Origin of the sequence: Arthrobacter sp. NtRootA1 (assembly GCF_019976975.1) — a bacterium.
Taxonomy (GTDB): Bacteria; Actinomycetota; Actinomycetes; order Actinomycetales; family Micrococcaceae; genus Arthrobacter; species Arthrobacter aromaticivorans.
In genome coordinates, this window is the sequence record NZ_AP024630.1 from 3,242,793 (window position 1) to 3,265,054 (window position 22,262).

Consider the following 22,262-nt stretch of genomic DNA (forward strand, 5'->3'; position numbering starts at 1 on the left):
GCACTCTCCTTAGAAGTCGAAGTCCGAGGCGAACGATCGCTTCAGCGTGTAGCTCGCCTTGGCGTAGACACGCCACTGGTTGGTGCCCGGGATGACTTCTTCAAGCCGGAACTCCACCGAGCGGTTGTTGTAGTCGTTTGCGTCCTGACTGAGCAGCATGTGCGCGTTCTGATAGCGGTCACGCTGGTCTGTCGAGTCCTGGTCAAACGTGAGCGAGACTTGGTTGGATATGAGGCTTTCGCCGACGTAGAGCCCCGCGCGCAGCACAAGGGGGTGAACCTTGTCGCTCACCGGCTCCGTCTGGAACAGCTTGATGACCAGCTGACCTGTGGTGATTTTGTCAGACTCGGGCATGATCTTGACGTTGACCGTTCGCACGTCGCTCTTGCGCTTCTTGTTGATCGCCAGCACTGGGACGACGATCTCCTGCAGGGCCGCACCGCCGTGGACGAATCGTGAGCCTGCTCCGGGAAGCCGCAGCCGATGAATCGACTTTGGTATCTGCACGTCAAGGTCTCCATCGAGGCCCAGTTGAGCTGACGTGAAGGTCTTGAACGCAGGGACTTCCTTCAACCCGTGACCGAGGACGTAACGGCGGTTGATCACCTTAATGTCGTCGCCTTGCGGCAGGGTCGACAGGTAGAAGGCGTCCTCGAGTGCCGTGTCCTGGAACAGGAAGCCGTGGTCGGCTGTGATGAGGATGTTGGTCGCGTTCGCGTTGGTCAGTCGCTTGACCAGATCGACCAGTTCGCGAAGCGTGTCCTCGGCTGCCTCGAAGACCTGGCGCTCGGTGCCTGCTTTGTCCCCGGTCGCATCGATGCGGTTGTGGTAGATGTATAGCGTTTGGTGCTGCTGGTACAGCTCCCGCAGTTCGTCCCGGGTAAGGGAAAACACGTTCTCGGCCTGGATCGCTTTCCCGTCCACGGCGTCGAGGATCTTGCTGCGGTTCGCGGTGCCGTCCGTGCGCTGGCCGTCGGCCATGACGGGATCGCCGTCCTTGGAGTGTCCGATCGTGCTATGTGGCAGTAGCGCTGCCATGCCGAGCTGGGTGTAGCTGGGCAGAACGCCGAGCATGGCTTTCAGGTCCGCGTCGTAGCGGTCTTCCTGGCGGACGCGTGAGCCTAGTTCGTCGGCGATCTCATAGCGCAGGGCGTCCGAGATGATGACGACGGCCTTGCGTCGGCCGTCCCTCGTGATGGGCGCTACGTGGTCGGTGTAGAAAGAGGTTTGCGGTCGGAGGACGGCGGAACGCCACCGGTCGATGCCATCGACCTGTTGTTGCCAGGCGTTGCCCAGGTCGTAGAGAAACTTGTTAGCGTAGAACTTCTCCACCTGGGCGCGCAGCGCCTCCAGCGGCCCGGCGAACTCTGCGGTGCGGGCCGCGTATGTGAACTGCCGGTAGAGCTGGTCGATGCGGAACCAGTTATCCCGGTATCGCTCCAGCCCTTCGTCGAATGACTGCATCGACAGGTTGAGCGTGCTGAGCGCGGTCAGGAGCTCCGAGGCGCAGCCGATCGCTGCATACAGTTTGCGGTACCCGTCGACCCAGATGCTGCTCTGGCGACTGCGGATGACCTCTGTAACCTCGCGGGCTGGGACCGTTCTCTCAGCGACACCGCGCGCCAGGTCGCTGATGATCTTGCGGTCAGCCTCCTCGAACAGGTCGTTGCCCAACAGGTCGCGGAAGCTTGCGTCCTCGATGGTGCTGGCATAGTCCAGGTCTCGCGCTGCGCGCTTTGCGAGCGTCGCTAATGCTTCCTGGCTGCGCCGATCGTTGCGAAAGCTCCCGAAGTCGAGCTGGATGTTGCGCAAGCCGCCGGGTCGTTCGGACTTGAATCCGGCGTTAGCCTGCCGGAACACCCACAGCACAAGATCGCCGATGCTGGGGCTCGGCGACATGTAGCCGTAGATCGATGCCGCACCCTGCCAGTAGAAGTCGTCGAGGCCGTGCTCGGCCAGCGCGCTGTACTTTGCATCCGTACCGCTGGCGTTCTCGATCAGCAGGGTGCGCGTGATTTCCAGCAGGCTGTGCTCGCTTTGACCGAGCAGAACGGCCGACATCTTGGCTTGCAGCAGCCGGGCGTCATCATCAGCGTCAAGCAGCTTCTTCAGGCCCTGTACGCGCTTGGCCACGCGGAAGAAGCTCTCGGACGCCAGTACGACCTCGTCGATACCGTCGGCGGTGAGCCCGAGTTCCTGCCGCACTAGAGAGGTCCGGTCCGCTGTGAACACGCCGTAGGCCAGCTCCAGGTCAAGCAGCCAGTTGCCGATCCCCGTAGGCACGGCACCCGAGCGGTAAACAAGGAACTTCGTTTTGGGCTCGTCGTGCAGCAGCCGGTTCTTGACCGCGTATTCGTCGTTAGTGACGCGCACAGTCTTCACGCCCTCCAGGCCGAGCGTGTCGAGGTCAGCGGTGTACTCCCCTTCAGGGTCGTGCCAAAACACCACCCGCTGACTCTCGAAACGACGCTCCAGGTGAGGCCGGACGGAGGATGTATCACTCATCGCTTGCCTCGAGGCCGGGGATCTTCTTCAGCGCGGCACCGAGCTTCGGGTAGTTCACCTTCACGCCGTCGTCGAGGTCGATCTGTACCTGCTGGGTTGCCAGCGGGTACAGCACGTCGTGCTCGTACTCGTCGAGTTCGAGCACGACATTGCGTAGGCGGTCGATCTCCTTCTGAGCTGCAGCCTTCTCCCTCGCTGAGCCGCTGCCCGCGGCGAGGCGCTCAAGGTGCTGACGACTGGCCTCCAGTTTCGCCTTGAACTCACGCAAGTACTCGTTGAGCACCGTAGAGACGGTCGACGGTGTATAGCGGTGCATGTAAATCAGCGCGTTGAACGACCCCTTGGGACTGGAGAACAGCCAGTAGATCGGGCGCTTCCTGTACCGCTGAACATGGTCCTTATAGAAGGTCCTCACAAAGTAGTCGCGCAGGTTCTTCACGCCGAGCGTTTGGATGATGAACCGCAGGTTCGCCTCGAAATGCTGCTCTCCGAACGCAGCTCGAAGGAACTGACGGAATCGCTCTGCGATGTCGTCCTCGAACCAGTCCCCATCGACAATCGGAATCACGTTGTCTGCATCAGGGGTGAAGGTGGGCATGGGAACCTTCGCAAGGTAATCATGCAGGGCCGCGCCTTGGTCAGCCAGGATCAGCCCGGGCTCGTCAAGACTATAGCGCCCGAGCATGCAACCGACGGCGAATGACATAACGTCGCGAACCCTCTCAGACACGTACCCAGCAGGTACTGAGTCCTCGCCGACAACAGGTCGCGCTGAGACTCCAAAGTCTGCCGACACCACTCCTTCGGCCTGCGCACGAAGGTCAAATTCGCTGGCGATCGCGGCCTCAAGGGTCCGGGCTTGCTCCTCGATCCAAGCCTGAAGCGACAAATTGTGTCCGGACATACCTAAGCTTGTGAAGACACGACTTGTTTCAGAACGAGCTGCCCTCGCCATCGCGGTCATTAGTCCTGCCTCGCCAATCTGGACCAGACTGTCCAAAGACGCAACGTCTAGCTGAGGGAGTGCGGCGACGTCCGCAACGTAGTTATTGATCGTCGGATTGATGGCGCGGAGCAGCGACGCCATTGTCGGTGTGTTGAGCGCGGCGCAATAGGCAAGAGCGACTGGTTTGGAAGGGGAGACAAGTGTCGGACTGGCCGAACTGAAGAGCTCGCCACCTTCCCGGATTCGAAACGAGTTATCGACGGAACCTACCATCGACCAAGTAAGGCCAGGCATGTCGAAAGTAGCTGCCTTGGGCAACCCGCCGTGCCGCCCGTACGTTGAAACGGCGTCATCGCTCCAGTCGACTACTTCTTCGTCGTTTCCGTAGTAGGCAGCCTGTCCGCCTCCGTTATGGAAAGGACGCCAACGGCTGGTCGATGCAGCAACTTCCCAGTGATAGCGAACGTATTTGGCGTTTCCATGTGTTTTCAGTCGACCACCGGACTCCATCACTGCACCGATGCTGGGCCGTGCGAAAACAGTCCGCTCATTGAGGGAATACGTGAAGGGCGAACGTGGAACCACAAGGAACTCTTGGGACCGGACGTAGTAGACGTTGTCCTTTCGGTCGATCGCTTCGCGCAGTTGTGCTTGCTTCTCGGCCTCGGATCGGCCCCTAGTGAGGTCCACATAGACCCCCATTCGCTCCAAAGGTGCCTCGCGCTGAAGCACGAACGCAGAGGTTGACACAACCGCACCGCCGATCGTGTCGAAAGCCCCCGCCCCCAGGTGCAAAAGTCCCTGAACTGGAGCACGCCCTAGGACCAGCCGTCGAAGATCCTCGAACGAGGCAAGGAACATCCAGGACTGCATGGTGACCATCGCGCAAAGACCACGCGGCACTACAAGTTCAAGACTCCGCTCAATGAACATCGCGAATAGGTCTGACTTAGAAGAGGGAAACGCCTCGCGGCCGAAGTCGGTCAACTGTGCGTTCATAGTAGCGCTGCTCATGTAGGGCGGATTCGCTATGACTGCAACGTAGGAACCCACTAGGTAGGTGGCCTGTTCGACTACACGCTTTGCCAACTCGATCGTGCCCGCCTTCAGCATGTCGTCACTCGCGTCTAGCGTATCGAGATGGTGCGCGAGCCGGGCGGTTACGTCGGGATTGGGCTGGATTAGAGAACCGAGGGTGTCGGCCTTGGCAAACTGGTTCCAGAACGCTTCCTCCTCGCGCCGGTCACCACTACGAGTAACGAGGAAGTCAATTTCGTCCGGTCGGAACCAGATGGGTTCAATCACGCATATGCTCGGCGGGACCTGCTTGTTGAAGAACGTGCGCTGTTTAGCCCGAGCCTTCATTGTCAACGCGAAGGCTGCGAGGGCTCCCGCCCGCGGGTCGATCTCTGTGCCGAAGAGGTTGTTTGCAAGGATAAGCCCGGGGATCTCGGACGGTGCGTAACCCTCCTCTTCGTAGATGATGTAGAGCAAGTCGAATGCGTAAGTGAGCATGTGCCCCGAGCCACAGGCGGGGTCAATGATCTTAAGCTCCTCCGGCTTACTGATCTTGAGGTAGTCGGTCTCCTCATCGACCGGAGCGATGTAATAGTCCATCTGCTCAGCCAGGCGCGAGGTGGGCCGGTTCAGCAGCCAGAGGTTTCCGAGTGAGTTCTCGACGAGGTAGCGGACGATCCAGTGCGGGGTGAAGAGCTGGGTGGCAGCGGGAATCTCAACCGCGCCGGCCTTCCGGCTCTTCTTGAACCCGGCGAAGACCTCGTCCTTCCGCTCCGAGATATAGAACTGGTAAAGCCAGCCGATGACCTCGACGTCCTCGCAGACCTCTTCGGTGAGCACGGTCGCGGCGCGGGCCAGGACAGAGTCATCGGCGAGCAGGTTCGCGGGGATGAGCAGTTCGGTGTAATCGCCCTCCCGCTCGAACATGAACGGCATAGAGCGGTTCCAATGGCGGCAGTACTCAGCAAGCAGCAGCGCGTACGCCTCGCCCTGCGGGTCGTCACTGCGGCGCGTGCCGTTGAGCAAACTAGTGACGGTCTCAGCCGTGCGCTTGTTCGTCACGACCGTGCTGTCGATGTTCCCGCGCTTGGCTTCGGCAAGAACCTCGGGCTGGCCTCCCTTGTGGCCCCGTTCGGGCGAGACGACGCCGATGCCCGTATAGCCGTTGGCGTCCATGAACCGCAGCGCGATGATGCGGTTGAACCAGGTGTAGGCAACCTTGTCAGCTACCGTGTCACGGCCGTTGTTGCCGCCGCCGGCGGTGTAGACGGCCTTCTCAAGTGCGGCGATGGCCTTGGGCTGCTCCTGGCGCAACTCTTGCGATGCGAGGACGACGGAGATGCGGGCTGTCACTTCGCGGATGATAGCTGTGCGCGCCCAGGCGGCGAATGACTTCAGCGGTGCGGTTTCCATCAGAGTGCGATTCGCTTTCCGTCGTTGAGCGTGTTCAGCAGCGCGCTGCGGAGCGCATCAAGGTACCGGTCGACGTCCTCCGGGTTCTCCAAAACACCGTGGGCACCGGGCACGGTGATCGTCCTTACCGAGATGGTCTGCCTAGGCGCTGTCGCAGTGTCGTCTTCGCCGCCCGTGGGCCGGGCAGAGGATGCGAGCTGGTCGAGCAGCGCCGGGTAGGTGTTTTCCTCGAAGCTGTTGCCCTGCTCGCGGATGAGCGCGATCTGCGGTTCATTACGGACGCGTGCGAGGATCTGGTCGATTGTTCGGTTGACCCGCTGCTGTGCTTCCTCGGTGGCATTGCTGTAGTAGGCGCTGTCGAGTACCTCGTTCTTGCGTCCTTCGATAACCTCTATGACCATCCTGCGGTTGGCAGCGAGTGCCTCCTCGACCTGCGCACGGAGGGCGTCTGCGGCCTGCTTGAGTTGGGTCATGCGGTTACCGCGGAAGGCGTTCGGGTCGTCCAGGATCCGCTTGACGACATCAGCGTCGCTTCCTTGGGGCAGGTAGCCGAGGTTGTTCGCGTTCGCGGCGAGCAGCGCGCCAGCATCGTCGTAAATGACCTTCTGGCCGCCGCCCAGGAACGACTGGATGGGGTCGATAACGCTCTCTTTGGCGTCGAGCAGCTCGTCGCTAAGACTGAACTCAACCAGGTACCAGTCATCGGGCTTGCCCACGGCCCGTTCGATCAAGGCGATGGGGGCAGCCAATTGCTCCACGAACGGGTACTTCGACCCGTTCACCCGAGCCTTCAGCTCATCGAGCTTTGCCCCCAGCCTTTCGCTGCCGTGTCGGGCCAGCTCCAGCGGATCTTTCGGTGGGGTGGCCTCGTCGAAGAAGTCGGAGCAGAACTTGCGGAACGACGCGACCTTGCGCTCCTCGAAGAGCTTCTGCGGGCCGAGCACCGCGTGCGAGTGCTTTTGCGTGTTGCGGAGTATGGCAGCGACCTCGGTCCGCTTCAGCACGTTTCCATCGACGGTGACCGTGATCTTCGAGTTTCCAACGAGCCAGGCGATGACGACCTCTATCGAGGCGAGATCCCATCCGTAGGGCTTGGTCTGGAATGCATCCACGATCGTCGTGACCGTTACCTGCTCACCGAGCCGGTCGCGCTGCAGCACGAACGAAAGTACCTCATCACCTGGGACAGCCAGCATCGACAGCGCCGAATCATCGAACATGCCTGACAGGTCCGGGTTAGCGAAGGTGGCAACCTGCTGCTCGCTATACGTAACCCCGCCGAGCAGGCTGAGCTGGGTGTAGGTTCGGCTGATGAGGTCCTGGAAGCCGTCGGTGACGCGCGTGATGGCGTCTTGCGAGGAAGAGGTCACGTCGGCGGCGTTGATCACGAGGGCAGCCTTGCCAACTGCCCGGCGGACTCGCTCGATGAGTTCCTTCTCGCGCTCGACGTTCTGCGTCGCCTTCGAGCGCAGGATTTGGTCCTCGATTGCGGACAGCGAAGTCGTCTGCTTGCGCTTGGTGTACTTCTCCGTCTTGATCAGCAGGCGCAAGTCCGAAAGTGCACGCTCATCGGGCTCCAGGATGACGCGCAGCTCGTCCTTGCCCGCACTGTGCATCCGGGTCTCTTCGGGGCCGAACGGGTACTCCGGGCTGATGAAGTGGATTGTCAGTTCGCGTTGCTGCCCGTACACCTGATCGTCAAGCTTGTATCCGAATGCGAAGTCCTGTCCGTTCTTGGCGTACCGCAGCTTGCTCTGGCGAACGACGTCACCGGAAACGATCTTGAACAGACGACCACTGACCTCCGAGGCGTCGATATCGACGTTCTTTATCTCCTCCTCGATGACCTGCTCTTCATTGGTCAAGTATTCGTAGAGGTTGCCGTTGCGCTGCACGTAAGTCTGCGTCTCCAGCAGCGTCAGTGCCTCCTGCACCTGCTTGGACAGTGCGGGCAGGTCGAGCCCGAAACGGTCGTAAACCAGCACGGTCAGGTTGCGCGGGGTGGCGTGGAAACCCTCGACGTACTTCACCAGGAACAGCGCTTTGAGCAGCCGCACAGCCAGTTCGTTGTCCAGGTTGCGCTCGGCAACGTCGATCGAACGCTGCGCGGCTGACTTCAGTGAAGCGCGGATGCCCGCAAACATGTGGTCGAAGGTCGCCAGCCTGCCAACCTCGACGTCGCCGACGCCCTTAGCGACCTGCTGCACGACGCCGAGCATCGAGCGTTCACCGACTGAGCTGTTGCGGCCCTCGAACACGTTGTGGTCAGAGATGCCTTCGATCGCCGCCTGGAACAGCGGGAACTGGTAGCTGACGAACGGGTACGTGCCGACAAAGTGTGCCTCGTCGGTGTAGTTGCGGTATGTCTTCGCGCCGTCTACGAAGTCGAACAGGGTCTTGAAGTTGGCGTGCTGCTCTGCATAGATCGAATTCAGCGCGGCCTCGCCCGCCTCGTTCTTCTCCAGCAGTCGCTTGCGGATGACCTCTTCCACATCGGCGCTGGTGAGCTTTACACGGGTGGCGAACCGGGCTTGAATCTTGGAGAAGTCGTTGCCTTGCTGCCTGGTGCGGTCGCCGACGACCTTGTCCATGTCTTCCTGGGAGGTCACGAACACCCACGCCCGGCCCTGGCACTTGGTGTTGAGCGACTCGGCGATGGTCTGGAGGTTCAGCATCAGGTGCGTGTTCGATCCGATGAACTGGCCGACCTCATCGACGTAGAAGTTCAGCCTGTAGCCGTCTTCTTGCTTGTCGAGCCACGCCTTCACCTCGTCGGCGAAGTCCTCGATGGAGACCGAATACTCGTTGCGGTATTTGGTGAGGATGTTGGCCGGCGTACCCTCGGTTTGGCCGCTGACCTCGGCGTACGCCTTGGCCACGTTGACCTCTTCGAGCACGCCCTCTTCACGTCCCTGCGCCCAGTCCCGCCCGGAGATGCGGGCGTATGCGGCTTTGAACGCCTCGTACTGGCCTCGATTGTCCAGATCCCGCTCGAACCGGGCAACATGACCCTGGTTACCGAAGTAGCCGCGGCTCTCATCGAAGACCTTGACGAACACCTTCAGCAAGGCGTCGGTCTGGTCCTTCGTGATGAGCGTAGCCTTCTGGTCGATGTTGAACAGGAGGCTCTTCGCCGGGATCCGCTCAGCCTTAGTCAAAAGCGCCGGCAGAAACGCATCCTGCGCCTTGGACCGGAAACTCTCGGAGACACGCGCCCGAGGGAAGTCCTGGCTTTCCACGTCGCCGAGGAGGTGCGCAAGCAACTTCAACAAGTGCGACTTACCGGAACCGAAGAAGCCCGAGATCCACACGCCGTTGGCGTTGGTGTAGTCCGTGTATGCCTCAAGCAACAGCTCCATGCCCTTGGCTGCCTCGTTGGTCAAGACGTACTCATCAACTTCGGTACCTAGATGCGCGGTGTCGTCAGCCTTGATGACACCCTCTATCGGGCGCTGGACGTCCTTGGCGAAGATCTGGTTCAGATTCATCGAGTCAAGCCTCCTGTTCCAAGATGTTCTTGGCTCGGTAGTACTGGTCGTCTTTGAGCCGACCGAACAGCACCAGGGATGACCCCAGCGTGTCGGACTGCTCGTAGCGGCCGGGGAAAAACATGAGCATCGGCTTATCGGTCACGACGCTCTGCAAGTTGTGCAGCACGTTGTGCGAACGAATGTACGGGAATACCTCGCCTATGCCTGTGAGGAAGAAGATGTCGAAGTCACCCTCGTCGAGCTTGGCGCGAATCGCGGACGCGATGTGGAGCTGCGGGTCGAGCATCCCCTGGAGCAACTCACGGAAGTCGGCCTTATCCTGCTCGGGTTCGAGCGCGATCAACCGATCCCAGACTCCGCGTTCCTTGAGAATCTCCACCGACAGATCGTAGAGGTTGACCTCGCGGACCACGATGCCCTTGTTCGCGAGCCGGTTCTTGATGCGCTTCTTCGATCCCGCGACCCCGAGTGCATCCTCGGGTTCGTAGGGGTAGATGAAGAACGGCACCTCGTTGCTCAGGCCCTCCATCTGGAGAAATCGTCTGCCACTGAGAACAGCGAACAGGTGCTCTTCCTGGTTAGATAGCTCGGTCCGTGTCACGACTGGGCCCTCCTGGAAGCAGTATCGGTGGTCGGGAAAAAGCGCAGGTCATTCGGAGTACCCGCCGCCAAAGCCCTGGCGACGCGTTGAGACATCACGGCCTGCTGTATGCCTCCGCCGTCGGTAAGCAAGCCCGCCTCCATAAGCATCCGGAACAAGTTTGAACGCAACTTGCGCCGCGTGGATTCCTTGAGTTCAGCCAGTTCGGTGTGCCACAGAGACTTGCCACGCATGAAGCTGTCGAAATCGTCATGTGTGAGCGTCGGAGTCAGCAAGAGAAACCGCTCTCGTACGACCTCCTCAGCGAACTCTCCGATAAAGTCATATCGACGACAGGCCGCCGCCCACATCAAGTGCCCGCGCTCCGTTGACGTTGCCTCGATGAGCAGTTCAATCTCGTCGCCCGTGAGAACGGCGAGCCGCTGGACAATCTCTCGCGCGAGCCTGGACCCAGAGGCAAGCGTGCGTGCTTGCAGTAGGTTCTCCGCGGCGATCTCGGTTCGGACTTTTGCCCACTCGCGCTCTCGCAAATAGATGGGCGCAACGATCGCCGCCTCATGCAGGAGGAGGGCACCACTGGTAAATGAGAGCGCATAGCGCTGCGCTGCGGTATGTTGCTCGATCACGTGTCACCCCCCTTTCAGTTTTTCAGGCAAGTAGTTCCGGCTTTGTCCGAGAGATATTCCTTCAGCTGCGGCCGTCAGCTCGACTTCTCGACGTCGCTCGATGCTGCAGTGCCACCGCTGCGGACCCACTCATCGACCTCGCTTGCCTGGAACTTCCAGAGCCTGCCGACCTTGTGGGCCGGCATGCGTTTATCACTGATCCACGTGTAGACCGTGTCTTTCGTGATCCCCAGGTGCGCGGCAATGCCATCGGCGGACAGCCATGGTTCGGCCACGGTGCAGCCTCCAGTCGGGATTGGAACGTCGAATAAAAGCCATCCTAGCTTCAACTGCACGTCTTCTTAGGGTTTGACTGGGTTTGAACGGGTTAAGCCTGCATGAGTTGCGAGGCTTGACCTGCAGGACATCGTCCGGAATATCACGTTAGGCTGTCGCAATGACCGAACTCTGGATCGCGTTGGCAGTCGCAGTCGTCGTATCCGCTGGCGGGCTCCTTACTCTCACTCTTCGCAGGCACAGAAGTGCTCGCGGAGACAACGCGGCAAGAACCGCACTGGCGGCTGAGCCTTCGCCGAGCGAGACCTTGGCACCCGTTCAGGTTCTCCCCGCTTCGGGGATCCTGGTTCCAGAGGCCGTCTTGTCTACAACCGGTGCATCTGTCTCAGTCGAGCAGGCCCTTGAGGTCGCTTCAATTCCCATGGCGTACGAGTACTATCCGATCACCGACATTGAGCTTACAAAGTACAAGTCGGTTCCAGTGAATGCGGCCCTTCAGCAAGCACTCACCAACATCGTCCGTGCAGTGGATCCAAAGAGTGCCACACTTTTCAAGGTAGTGCTGCCGAAGGGTGCCGAGCTTGTTCGCGCGGTTGGAACCAGCGGGTTCCGCGGATTCGCGCGCGGACCCGCCAGTATCTCAGCTCAGGCCGTCCTGTACCCGGTGGGGGTGGGAGGTGCAGCGATTGCTGGCTGGCCGGTCTTGGCAGTGGGTGCGTCGGTGATGGCTATTGACATGCTGGCTCAGCGAGAACAGCGAGTCCATCAGCGGCGGGTCGAGACGATCCTGGGACGTCAGGAGAAGCGATACGTAGACACGCGTATTGCGGCCCAGCGGACGACGGACAAACGACTGTCTGCAGCAATCAGTTCCATACTCGACGGCAATCTTCCCGATCTGGACGTTGTACAGCAAAAAGCCGGAGAGGAGTTCCACAAGGCGGACGTATTCTTGGAGGAAACCTGGTCCACCATCCAGTCACTCCTGAAGTCTGACAGCGCCAGCGGTGCCGTCGACTATCGCAAACTCGAAGAAGCCCTAGGTGGCAAAACGAAAGATCACGACCACTTCTTTCGCGAACTTCACTTCGCTCGCGCCGCTGTCGCTCTCGGACGAAAAGCTCTTCTCGCAGACGCCACGAAAGCAGCGCTTGCCGATCCTGATAACCAGTACCTTGCGTTCCGAAAGTCTCTTGAGCGACACGCAGCGGATGTGAAACAAGCTGAGAGTCTCGAGGCTCAAGTAACGCAGGCGCTCACCACGGTGGAGCTCACGGGTCGCTGGCGAGAAACCAAGAAGTCGATCGCTGGCCGGCAGGCAGCTTTTCGCGAACGGGTAATGCCTTCACAGATCGATCTGCCCGATACCGTGCAGTACCTCGCGCTTCCTTCCGGTGAGATCCATCAGCTCGTGCAAGTTGATGTCCCCTTCGACGAGGAGGCAGAGGCTCAACAAGCGAATGGCGTATCACCATGATCAACGCGCCGCGATGGGGCATGGACTGATCTTCTTCTTGCCTGATCGCTCGGTCGAGCAACAGTTCGTTGGGGATACCGCGCCTGGATTCGAAAGTCCAATCGGTAGATCTCACGGCACGAGCGGCGTGGTGCGAAGCCATACGTCGCTCGTGCCGTGAGATGATCGGGCCAAGATCTAGATCCATGCGCCGGTCGGATAACCGCGGTTCGCGCGACGATCAGCAACTGCATGGAACGCATTGCTAGTCGCAGTGGTTATGAGAAGGGTGAGACTGTGTCGACGAACAGTGGGATTGAGTGGACTGAGGTGACATGGAACCCTGTCACAGGTTGCGATCGGGTCGCTGCAGGGTGCGATAACTGTTACGCTCTGGCGCTCGCGAAGCGTCTGAAGGCCATGGGTGCGGAGAAGTACCAGACCGACGGTGACCCCCGGACCTCCGGTCCTGGATTCGGGGTCACGACGCACCCGGCAGCATTGAAGCAGCCCCTTAGCTGGCGCAAACCCAAAATTGTCTTCGTGAATTCGATGAGCGACTTGTTCCACGCCAAGGTTCCGCTCGACTTCATTCGCGACATCTTTGACGTCATGCGCCAGACACCACAGCACACCTACCAGGTGCTGACCAAGCGGGCACACCGGATGGCGAGGGTGGCAGACAAGCTCGACTGGCCAGACAACCTGTGGATGGGAGTCTCGGTGGAGTCGTTTGATGTCGTCGATCGCATTGACTACCTTCGAGCTGTACCAGCCGCAACACGATTTCTGTCCTGCGAACCGCTCATCACAGCATTGCCGACACTGAACCTTGAAAGCATCGACTGGGTGATCGTCGGTGGCGAGTCCGGTCCGCGCGCACGACCCATGGATCCGACCTGGGCCGAGGACATCCGCGACCAGTGCCTTGAAGCCGATGTGGCGTTCTTCTTCAAGCAGTGGGGCGGGCGGACGCCAAAGGCCAACGGACGCGAACTCGGAGGGCGCACCTGGGACGATATGCCGCGATTCGCAGCAGCGTTAGCCTAGCCAGCGGCCTTGCGAATGACGTGTTGATAAGACTTGGCTCCTTTGGTGGCGAACTCGATCTCGCCTGACTTCACGAGCGCGCGAAGTGCGGCCGAGAAGGCCGTCTCCTTGGCCTCGCCGTAGAGATCGCCATAGACCTCCCGGACGTGGTCGACGACCGCCTTCGGCCGACCGTCCGACACCAAAGAACGCAGATTGTCGGTGATGTGTTTGGTCGCCGAGTCGTGTTCCCGTTCGAACTGATCTGCGACAGTGTCCCAGAGCATGCCCTCACGTTCGTCGGGGTCTGGTCCGAGGCAGTCGATCCATTCTTCCCGTGCCTTTGCCGCGGCAGCTCCGAACACCCAGAAGCCATACGGAGCCTGGGTGAGGAAAATCAAGTAGTACACGGGCTGGTGATGAACCTGCCGTCGCACCGGCGCGACGACGCTGCCATAGTTGGTGCCGGCCGCGAGTCGTCGGGCGTACTCGTGTGCGACGGCGTCCGCTGCCGCCTCCCAGGAGGTTCCGCCGGAAGCCGTGTGCGCGTGCAATGCCACGTCACGCCACCATTGACCTCCGCACACCGCGTCAGCTTTGGCGACGCCCCCAAGGCCGAACTGCCCCTTCTTCAGCTGTCCGCCAGCACGGCGAATGAGGTCAGCGTTGAAATTCAGCAGTACCTCTGTGCGAGGCCATGAACCTCGTTTATGGAGTACGTCCTTGATCGAATCCATAGGCAGCCCCGCGCCGCAGGGGTCAAGGAAAACGAACAGGCTCGCGCCGGCGGCGAGCCGCCTGACCTCGTCGAGGTGCTGCCCGCAATCCCCGTTCCGGCTGTCAACATGGATGCCACGGTTACGGTACTCATCGGCCACCTTGTCGAGAGACACAAAGTCCTCACGGTTCCTCTCCACAAGGAAGAGGTCGATCGTCGTGGAATTCTTAGCCTTCTGAGCAGCGATCATCATGCGCTCGGCGGATCCTGCCTCGCCGGTGTCAAAGCGTCCCCGACCGGCAAAGCCGTCGAACAGCACCGCCCTCTTCGGCGTCAGCTTGCTCGCCGTCATCGTTGCGAACCTAATGACGTACTGCTCAAGAATCCCATGCTTGTAGACCGACTGCGGCTTCGGACTCTCCAGCAGCCCAGCCTCGGTTCCAGTTGCCATCCCCCAACTCCGATCTTCCTTAGCACGTCGAGCTTTGACCCGATGGTTATCCAGTAAATGGAGTAACGTCACCATGATAGAGACAGTATGTCAGCGCATAAGAAGGCCCCTCGGCCGGCACGGGGCAAATCTAGCTGGTGGAGGCCTTTCGGAGCCTGATTCGCTTCCTGAATCGGTCCACGAGTTTTACGCAGCTCGGCGAGCTCGGGCAGCCGTTGCTTCCAGCGTCAGCCGTACTCGCGGAGGATCTTGGCGACACGGGCGGTTAGCTCGTCGGCCCTGGCGAGGATCCGCTCTTCTTCCTGCGGCGAGATCGCGCGCGCGGCGGGACGAGGTTCGGGATCCGACACTGGAGCTGGGACAGGCACGGGGCCCTCGAGCAGGGCGTCCATGGCGCGGATGACCGCCGAGAGTGACGAGGGGTGCATTGAGGAATAAGGGTCGATGTAGCCCCACCGATCGATCGCCGGCAGCATCCCGACGCAGAGGAGCCAGTCGGGACTCGCGTCGGGAAGCAGATGACGGTGCTCGTCGTCCTTCTGGTCACGGCGGCGGCCCAGTGCTCTGACGGATTCGTGTGACCACCCGTTGTTGGTGCCGATGACGTCGAGCCACGACCACGCGGCGCATGCGGGGCAGGACTGCGCATCGGGTGCGACGCCGATACGTGGGCGCAGCCGTTGCATCTCATTCGGCCTGAGCCCCAGCGCACCTGCTCGGTCCAGGCCCAGTCCCCCGTGCCCGGGCGGCGCGATCATCACCGCGGCGAAGAGCATTCGCCGCAGGCGCAGACGGAAGACCCATTGGGTCGCAGGATCTTGGATCAGTACGGTGGCGCGCTTCACCAGCCGACGGAGCGATTCGGGGTTGTCTTTGTGGCAGCGCGGCCAGGCCGGGGCGACGGTTGGCTCCTGACTGATCATTCGCCGTAACGAGGCCAGCACAGCGCGCGATGCTCCGACCTGCCTGGAGAAGAGAGCAAGGGTGGCGTCGTCGACCAACTCGGTGGGCTTACCCACGACCGAGCACCAGTCGAGCCAGAGATCGGGCAGGGCAGTCGTCATTCTCTTGATTGTCCCACCGGGCGCTGGACAGCTCTGGCTTTTCGTTCTTCATGTCCCTGCAGCCGAGTGCATGACTATGCGCTGGTTGTGAGTGATTCAACGATCACCGCGTCACGCGAAGGCAGTCCTTCTCCATGCCCCGATAAGCGCACTTACCAGAGACCCGGTTCGAAGTCGCCCCGTCGATCGCGGACATGGGGAATCGCCACTAACAGACCATTGCGACTTGGATTCTCCGGCCAGTGAGTCGAGACTGGAGTCATGGCAGCACAGGCGAGGCTTGCAGCACTGAGCGCCCCGACGGTCCCGCTGGAGCCGGAGGTGGACGACGAGCTGCGCGAGCTCGAGGAGATCTCGCGGTCCTTGGAAGGCCACACCCTGTCGGCGGCCACCCGGCGTGCCTACGCCAACGCGTGGCGTGCCTTCGAGGACTTTTGCGCCGGCCACAGTCTGGAGGCGCTGCCTGCGCACCCCGAGGCGGTGCGCTGGTACGTCGCCTGGATGTCCACGCAGCTCGATGACGACGGGCTCCCCCGGTTCTCCGTCGCGACGATCCGCCAGCGCCTGGCCGGTATCGGCGAGAGGCACCTGCGTGGCGGGTTTCTGGATCCCACGGCCCACCGCGGCGTGGTGGATCTCGTGCGCGGGCTGGCCAAGCTGCGGGCCACCAGGCCCCGGCGCAAGCGCCCGCTGCTTCTGGACGACGTGGTTCGGATCATCGCGGTGATGGAGCACGACACATATCCGGCAGGCGTGTCAGCCACCAGGGACGCCCTGGCGGTGTGGCTCGGGTTCGCAGGGGCCCTGCGCAGGAGCGAGGCGGCGGCCCTGACGCTGAACCGGCTCGAGCTGCACCCGGTCGATGGTGTCCACGTTCATGTGGGGGCCTCGAAGGCCGACCCGGAGAACGCGCTGCCGGACGTGGTCGTGCTGCCGTTCGGGAGCTCGCCGGCATCCTGTCCCCCGTGTGCGGTGCACCGCTGGGTCGCGCTGCTCGGGCTCGCCCGGCAGGACAACGCCCGCACACGACGTCGCGGGATCATGCAGCAGCTGTTCTCGTACGGTCTCGAGGAGCACGTCTGCGGGGCCGCCGGCTCGACGGCGCTCATCAGCAGCGCCGACCTGGCCTCGGGCGCGCCCCTGCTCCGGGCAACCTACCGCAACAGGAAGGACGCCCGGATCCATGCACGGGCGGTGAGCGGCGACGCGCTGCACACGATGCTGCTCTCGCGCATGGTCGAGGCGGGGATGAACCCTGCCGCCTACGGCTTCCACTCGCTGCGGGCCGGGCACGTCACCCAGGCACGGCGCAACGGTGCGAGCACGGAGGAGATCATGCGCGCCGGCCGGTGGAGCCGGGCAGCGACGGTAGACGTTTACGACCGCGAGTTCAATCCTGCGGCACGCAACAGCGTCATGCGTCTGGGGTTGTAGACCCCTCGATGCCGGGGGCAACCCGGTGCCCGTGCTGGTCGTCCTCTTCGACCGGAACGCGGGCGTCGATGCTTTCCAGGAGGCGGAAGTCGACGACACCTTTGAGTTGCGCGCCGCCGCCGAGCACCTGAATGGCCTTGGAGAGCCGCAGCACCTCCAACCTGTTCTTCTCCCATTCGCGCTGGGCCGCTGCGAGGTCAGCGAGGTATTGCTGCAGCTGGGCCTCGCTCTCTGCCTCCGGATCCTCGGCGACCAGGATCGCCAGGGGGACGTCCAGGGCCTTGGAGGCGGCGACCGCCTCATCCAGGCGGACGGCGCGGATCTGCTGCTCTATCCGGGTTACCGCCGAAGGATCGACGTTCGTTCCTAGAATCTCGGCGATCCTGCGGGCCAGCTCAGCCTGGCTGATGCCCAGGCGTTCCCTCTCCTGTCGCAATCGGCGGGCGAAGAGGTCTCCGGGCAAGGCATTCATCTGGTTTGGGCTCCTGGTCGGGTACATGGGCGCGAAGGGCTCAGCAAGAAGCGTATGCCGAGCCGTGCCGGAGCCGCACACCGCGCGCCCCGTCATGTGAAATCTACACGTTTTTGAGCAGAACGTCAGTCATTGCGCCGACACCTCGTTTGCGCTGGTCTTCGAGCACATTCCGGAATCGTATCCGACTCGTCACTGATACGACTATGACTGATGACTCGAATGATGTAGATTGGTCACTGAAGATGTGCACGTATACGAGTCCCTAGAGAGGGGTCGGCCGCATGATTGTAGGCATTTCGTTCCGCTCAACGGGGAGTCACGTCGCATCGGGAGAGACCATTGATAGGGCGCTGTGCTCTGTCTAGGCGAATCGGTTATGCCAGTCGCCTCGTGACACATGTCATGCAAGCGACCATTCGATAGGCGAGAGGAAAGAACCATGACGAAGATTTACGAGGCGGCATTCGAGCGGGTCGCCCTGCCCACCGCGGCGTGGGACCTGACGAGCTTCCTGGAGAACGCGAAGTCCCAGATCCAGCTCTGGGGCGGGCTGCTGCTCATGCTCCTGGGTGCGGTCGGACTGGTCTGGGGCGGCGTGCTCCTGATCAAGAAGCTGATGGCTACCCCGCAGTCCGCGGGCCAGCAGCAGGGCTGGGGCACCATCGCCCTGCTCATCCTGGTCGGCGGCGCGCTCGGCACCGGCGGGTGGTCGCTGATCAACACCATCGGCTCCGGCGGCCAGAAGACCCTCGAGGACCTCGGCGGCGGCTCGGTCCTCGTGCAGACGGTCAGCCACGTACTGACCAGCGGCGTCCTGGGCTAAGCCCGGCGCGGCAGGAATCAACGGCCGGGCACACAAAGCGTCGACGGACCGCACCGGGTCGGTTGAGGTCACCAGGCCTCAACCGGCCCGGTGCGTCGTTTCCGGGGTCGGACGACGGCGCTGACGACGAGCAGGACAGGCAGAGCAAGGAACAGGACGAACGGGAACGGACATGGGGATCAAGGACAAGGCGCTGGCCTTCGGCAAGCGGTTCAAGCTCGACTCGCACCACGCAATCGAGCGCTTCGGGGTGTTCTTCGGCATCTTCGCTGTGATGGGGCTGGTCGTGGTGGCCGGCTCGGGTGCCGCCGCCTTCAAGGCGGGCAGCGACGCGGTGTCGCACACCGCGCTCTACAACACCGAGTTCACCTCCTCGAAGACCCAGCTCAAGGGCACGGTCGACGGGGTCTACACCAATCACACCGGCAACAGGGCACTGGTCATGATGCACTTCCCCGCCAGCGCGGCGATCTCGTACAACGCGGCGGACTACCAGGCCTTCCTGCTGGGCACCAACGACAAGCTGCAGACCGAAAAGGTCAGCACCAGCGGAATCAGGGGCACCTTCCACGTCTTCGGCTCGACCGGTTACGTCGGGGTCCTCCTGGACGCGGACCGGCCCTTCGACCGGCAGGTGCTCAACCTGACCGTCCGCGCGAACGCCGAGCTGACCTACGACGAGCGGCAGCAGAGCAGGGATGACCAGGTCGTGGGCGACTCGAGCTTCAAGAAGTACGACCAGTGGCGCGTGATCATCAACCCGGGTGCGTCGGGCACCACCGACATCCCGGCCCTGGACACGGCCAGCTTCGACCCGGCCCGGGCCTATTACGACGTCGTGCTGAAGACCCAGGAGCAGCAGACGCGGGACAAGCTCGACCAGAAGCTGCTCGCGATGCGCACGAGCCTGAAGCAGGTCGAGTCGTACACCTCCGACCTGGCGACCACCAAGGTCGATGGGCTTTTCCTCCGTCCGCCGGCCGTTCCGACCTCCATCGCAGGTGATCAGGTGGCTGGTGCCTCGGCGGCCGAGGCCAAGGACGGGAAGGCGACGCTGGAGCTGAAGACGGGCCATGTCGTGCCCGGCGGATTCGACTTCAACTGGCGCGCGGGCAACGTCTATGACGGCTACCTCGACACGCTCGTGCCCGCCGGTAAGGGCTATGTGCAGTTCCTCGCCGACAAGCGCGCCGAGGGCAGCGACAGCACGAGCCAGCAGGTCTCGGACATGAAGTGGGTCCTCTCCGACGGCACCGACCTGAAGAAGGACTACCGGTCCTCCGATGTGACGATGCGCCCGCTCACGAACGTGATGAACAACCTGTCCCAGGCCTACCAGGACTACGGCAAGGCCAAGTCGGAGTACCAGTCCGGGCTTCTGCTCGAGCTGCTCGGTCTGGACGTGAAGCTGCGCGATGTGCAGTCCAACAGCACTGCGAACTCGGCCGGGGACTTCCTGACCGTCTACCACTGAGCGCGCTCCACGGAGCGGGCAGTCACCACCCAGGCATCGAGCCGGAAAGGACAAGCTTATGGCCATCGACAAGCCGACGCGGCGGGATGAACCGGCCCGGCGCGCTGCATCGCCCCGCGGGGACCGCAGGTCCGCCGACGGGGGTGCGAAGGAGGAGTCGCAGCCTCCTCGTCGTGAGGGGTCCGGCGAACGCCGCGCCGGGCCCTGTACCGGAGCGGCCTCCACTCCTTCCACGTCCGGGGATTCAGCCAAGGGCCTGCCGAAAACCCCAGGGGCCTCCCCCGCGCCGCAGCCCGTGGACCCGACGCCTGCGGGCCGCGGGTCGAAGCACCTGGGAGCCGCACCGGCCCCGAACGCAGGGGCTGCCGCTGGCAAGGCCGCAGGTGCGGCCGACACAGCCAGCAAGACCAGCAAGGCTGCCAAGGTTGCCAAGAGCCTCGACGGTGTCGCCGCCGGGGCGGCCGGGGGAGCTGCCCGCAAGGCGGTCGAGGGTGACGGCAGCAGCGCGGTCCGCCGCGGTGCCGGCCGGTACGCGGGAGCGGCTGCCTCGGGAGCTGTCGCCGGGGCGCAGGCCGGAGCCGCCGCCGGCGGTGTCGGCGCGCTGCCCGGGGCAGCGGTCGGCGCTGCCAAGAATGTGGGCCTGGAGACCGGCAAGGATGTTGTCGACGGTGCGTCCAAGGTCACCGGCGGAGGTCCGGACGCCGAGTCTGCCGACAAGCGGCTTGGTGCCGGGGGCACCGGCTACGAGCGGACCTCGCAGAAGGAGAAGGACGGCCAGCTGCTGTCCAAGACCGCTAAGGGTGTCGCCGTCGGCGGCACCGCGGCGGCCGCTCCCCCGGCTGCGGGGCTTCTCATGGTCATGGCCTTCCTGAAGTGGCTCAAGACCATGTTCTTCGCAATGCTCGCGATGGCCGCCAACGCGGCCAGCATGATCTGGGGTTTCATCCTCGGGATTGCCAAGGCGGTCGGGCACACGATCGCAGCGCCGTTCATCGCACTGGGCGGGCTGGTCGGCAAGGCAGCAGGAGCCGTGTTCGGGGTCACCGTTACGGCCACCGTCGCCCCGGTGGCCACGGCCGCATCCGGGGTGGCTGCGACCGTTGCCGCGGTGGCTGTGCTCAGCACGGTCCTCACGGGTGTGCTCGACCAGGCCGGCCTCGATGGCGGCCGCGGCTCGACCATGACCAACTGCATCGTCAACGTCAGCCGCAACGGCCCCGGCGCTGACGTCCCGGCGAACACCGAGGCGAACGCCCGGGCGGTCTACTCCGTGCTGAAGACCTGGGGTATGCCAGAGGAGAACATCGCGGGCATCCTGGGCAACTGGTCGCAGGAGTCGGGCGTGGACCCCACCAGCGTGGAGGGCATCTACAACGAGCCCTACCAGATCGGCCCGCGCAAGCAGACCGCCTGGGACGGGAACTTCACCCACATCCCCGGCCAGTCGCACGGCGGCATCGGTCTGGGCCAGTGGTCGAACGGGCGCACCACGATGGTCCTGGACTATGCCAAGTCCAAGAACCTGGACTGGTACACCATCAAGGCCCAGCTGGCATTCATGGCGGAGGGCGACAGCCCGGGGGACGTGGCCGTGTTCAAGGACATGATCAAGACCTCGCAGGGCTCTCCCTCTGCTGCTGCACTGCACTTCCACGACAAGTGGGAGCGCTCGGCCGACAACGCCTCACAGCTGCAGGAGCGTAAGGCCGACGCCGAGATGTGGTTCGGCAAGATGAGCGGCTGGACCGTCGACACCTCGGTCGTGGGCGGGGTCCAGGACATCGTGGGCGGCATTGTCGACACGGTCGGCAGCGGGATCCGCTCCATCTTCGGCAACTGCGACAGCGACACCAAGGTGCGCCCGGGCAGCCTCGTCGACGGCGGCATGAACGAGGAGCAGGCCCGGCAGCTGATCGACCTGTACAACCAGGAGGGCGACAAGTTCCTGGACGACAAGTACGGCGCTGGCGGACCGGGCTCCTGCGGCGAGAACCACGCCATGAACTGCGTGTCGTTCTCGGTCTACTTCATGAACAAGTACACCTCGTTCCAGCAGTACCCGCCGGGCGACGGCATCCAGACAGCCCACGCGATCGCGTCCATGACGGGCAAGCAGGTCTCGAGTATACCGACGGCGTACTCGGTCGGTTCCGGGCCGGGTACGGGGTCCGCGGGCCACACCCTCGTGGTGCTGGGCGTGCAGGGCGACAAGGTCATCCTCGGTGAGGCCGGCTACTGCGCGTTCATGGGCCGCGTTCGCGTTGACAGTGCGGAGCGGATGAAGTCCGAGGGGTGGGTGTTCGTCGACGTCACGGACCTCATCACCACGGGCGGCAACCTGCCGGCGTAGCCGGCGGAAGCAGGGCCGGTGTCCGGACGATCCGGGCACCGGCCCTTTCTGCGTCCCGATCCGTGCGCAATAACCTGTCGAATGGGGCAGACTCGTTATTGAATGACCATTGC

At 62.7% G+C, this 22,262-nt stretch carries 15 protein-coding genes; 6 read left to right on the top strand and 9 right to left on the bottom strand.

The window, feature by feature from the left end; genetic code table 11:
* Positions 1-9 precede the first annotated feature (9 nt).
* From pglZ to LDN90_RS14655, 6 genes are all read right to left on the bottom strand, one after another.
* The gene (gene pglZ, locus LDN90_RS14630; protein WP_142938940.1) at positions 10-2,505 is read right to left on the bottom strand and encodes a BREX-1 system phosphatase PglZ type A; all 2,496 of its coding nucleotides are present in this window, start codon (positions 2,503-2,505) and stop codon (positions 10-12) included.
* On the bottom strand, positions 2,498-5,881 hold the full coding sequence (gene pglX, locus LDN90_RS14635) for a BREX-1 system adenine-specific DNA-methyltransferase PglX (RefSeq protein WP_142938939.1): 3,384 nt from the start codon (positions 5,879-5,881) through the stop codon (positions 2,498-2,500). Before pglX ends, pglZ begins: the two co-directional genes overlap by 8 nt.
* A complete protein-coding gene (brxC, locus tag LDN90_RS14640; protein WP_142938938.1) occupies positions 5,881-9,369 on the bottom strand; it encodes a BREX system P-loop protein BrxC in 3,489 nt (1,162 codons plus the stop codon). Before brxC ends, pglX begins: the two co-directional genes overlap by 1 nt.
* A gap of 4 nt (positions 9,370-9,373) precedes the next feature.
* Positions 9,374-9,973, bottom strand: coding sequence for a DUF1788 domain-containing protein (locus tag LDN90_RS14645; RefSeq protein ID WP_142938937.1), 600 nt, complete (start codon positions 9,971-9,973; stop codon positions 9,374-9,376).
* Positions 9,970-10,599: a DUF1819 family protein gene (locus LDN90_RS14650; protein ID WP_223946282.1), complete on the bottom strand. Its 630-nt coding sequence runs from the start codon at positions 10,597-10,599 to the stop codon at positions 9,970-9,972. Before LDN90_RS14650 ends, LDN90_RS14645 begins: the two co-directional genes overlap by 4 nt.
* 74 nt (positions 10,600-10,673) lie before the next feature.
* On the bottom strand, positions 10,674-10,874 hold the full coding sequence (locus LDN90_RS14655) for a helix-turn-helix domain-containing protein (RefSeq protein ID WP_142938936.1): 201 nt from the start codon (positions 10,872-10,874) through the stop codon (positions 10,674-10,676).
* A gap of 422 nt (positions 10,875-11,296) precedes the next feature.
* On the opposite strand from LDN90_RS14655, the gene LDN90_RS14660 reads away from it, so the two are divergent.
* Entirely contained in the window at positions 11,297-12,352 is a 1,056-nt protein-coding gene (locus LDN90_RS14660; RefSeq protein WP_223946283.1) for a hypothetical protein, read from the top strand.
* Between the two features lie 276 nt (positions 12,353-12,628).
* On the top strand, positions 12,629-13,381 hold the full coding sequence (locus LDN90_RS14665) for a phage Gp37/Gp68 family protein (RefSeq protein WP_142938934.1): 753 nt from the start codon (positions 12,629-12,631) through the stop codon (positions 13,379-13,381).
* Here the strand turns inward: LDN90_RS14665 and tcmP are convergent.
* Together tcmP and LDN90_RS14675 are read right to left on the bottom strand one after the other, a co-directional pair.
* Complete coding sequence (gene tcmP / locus LDN90_RS14670; protein ID WP_160147649.1) at positions 13,378-14,529, bottom strand: three-Cys-motif partner protein TcmP; 1,152 nt, start codon at positions 14,527-14,529, stop codon at positions 13,378-13,380. The genes LDN90_RS14665 and tcmP overlap by 4 nt on opposite strands.
* Positions 14,530-14,756: 227 nt before the next feature.
* A complete protein-coding gene (locus tag LDN90_RS14675) occupies positions 14,757-15,593 on the bottom strand; it encodes a hypothetical protein (protein WP_142938932.1) in 837 nt (278 codons plus the stop codon).
* Between the two features lie 261 nt (positions 15,594-15,854).
* Between LDN90_RS14675 and LDN90_RS14680 the strand changes: the two genes are divergently transcribed.
* On the top strand, positions 15,855-17,027 hold the full coding sequence (locus LDN90_RS14680) for a hypothetical protein (protein WP_142938931.1): 1,173 nt from the start codon (positions 15,855-15,857) through the stop codon (positions 17,025-17,027).
* Here the strand turns inward: LDN90_RS14680 and LDN90_RS14685 are convergent.
* On the bottom strand, positions 17,008-17,499 hold the full coding sequence (locus LDN90_RS14685; protein ID WP_142938930.1) for a helix-turn-helix transcriptional regulator: 492 nt from the start codon (positions 17,497-17,499) through the stop codon (positions 17,008-17,010). The genes LDN90_RS14680 and LDN90_RS14685 overlap by 20 nt on opposite strands.
* A 442-nt stretch (positions 17,500-17,941) precedes the next feature.
* Here LDN90_RS14685 and LDN90_RS14690 point away from each other — a divergent pair, with 442 nt between their 5' ends.
* From LDN90_RS14690 to LDN90_RS14700, 3 genes are all read left to right on the top strand, one after another.
* Positions 17,942-18,325 carry a hypothetical protein gene (locus tag LDN90_RS14690; RefSeq protein WP_071416501.1) on the top strand — a complete coding sequence of 128 codons (384 nt, stop codon included), beginning with the start codon at positions 17,942-17,944 and terminating at the stop codon, positions 18,323-18,325.
* A 172-nt stretch (positions 18,326-18,497) separates the two neighbouring features.
* On the top strand, positions 18,498-19,799 hold the full coding sequence (locus LDN90_RS14695) for a hypothetical protein (RefSeq protein WP_142938929.1): 1,302 nt from the start codon (positions 18,498-18,500) through the stop codon (positions 19,797-19,799).
* Positions 19,800-19,857: 58 nt separating this feature from the next.
* Positions 19,858-22,149 (top strand): phage tail tip lysozyme, encoded by a 2,292-nt coding sequence (locus LDN90_RS14700; RefSeq protein ID WP_223946284.1) that lies wholly within the window; start codon positions 19,858-19,860, stop codon positions 22,147-22,149.
* The last annotated feature ends 113 nt before the right edge of the window (positions 22,150-22,262 follow it).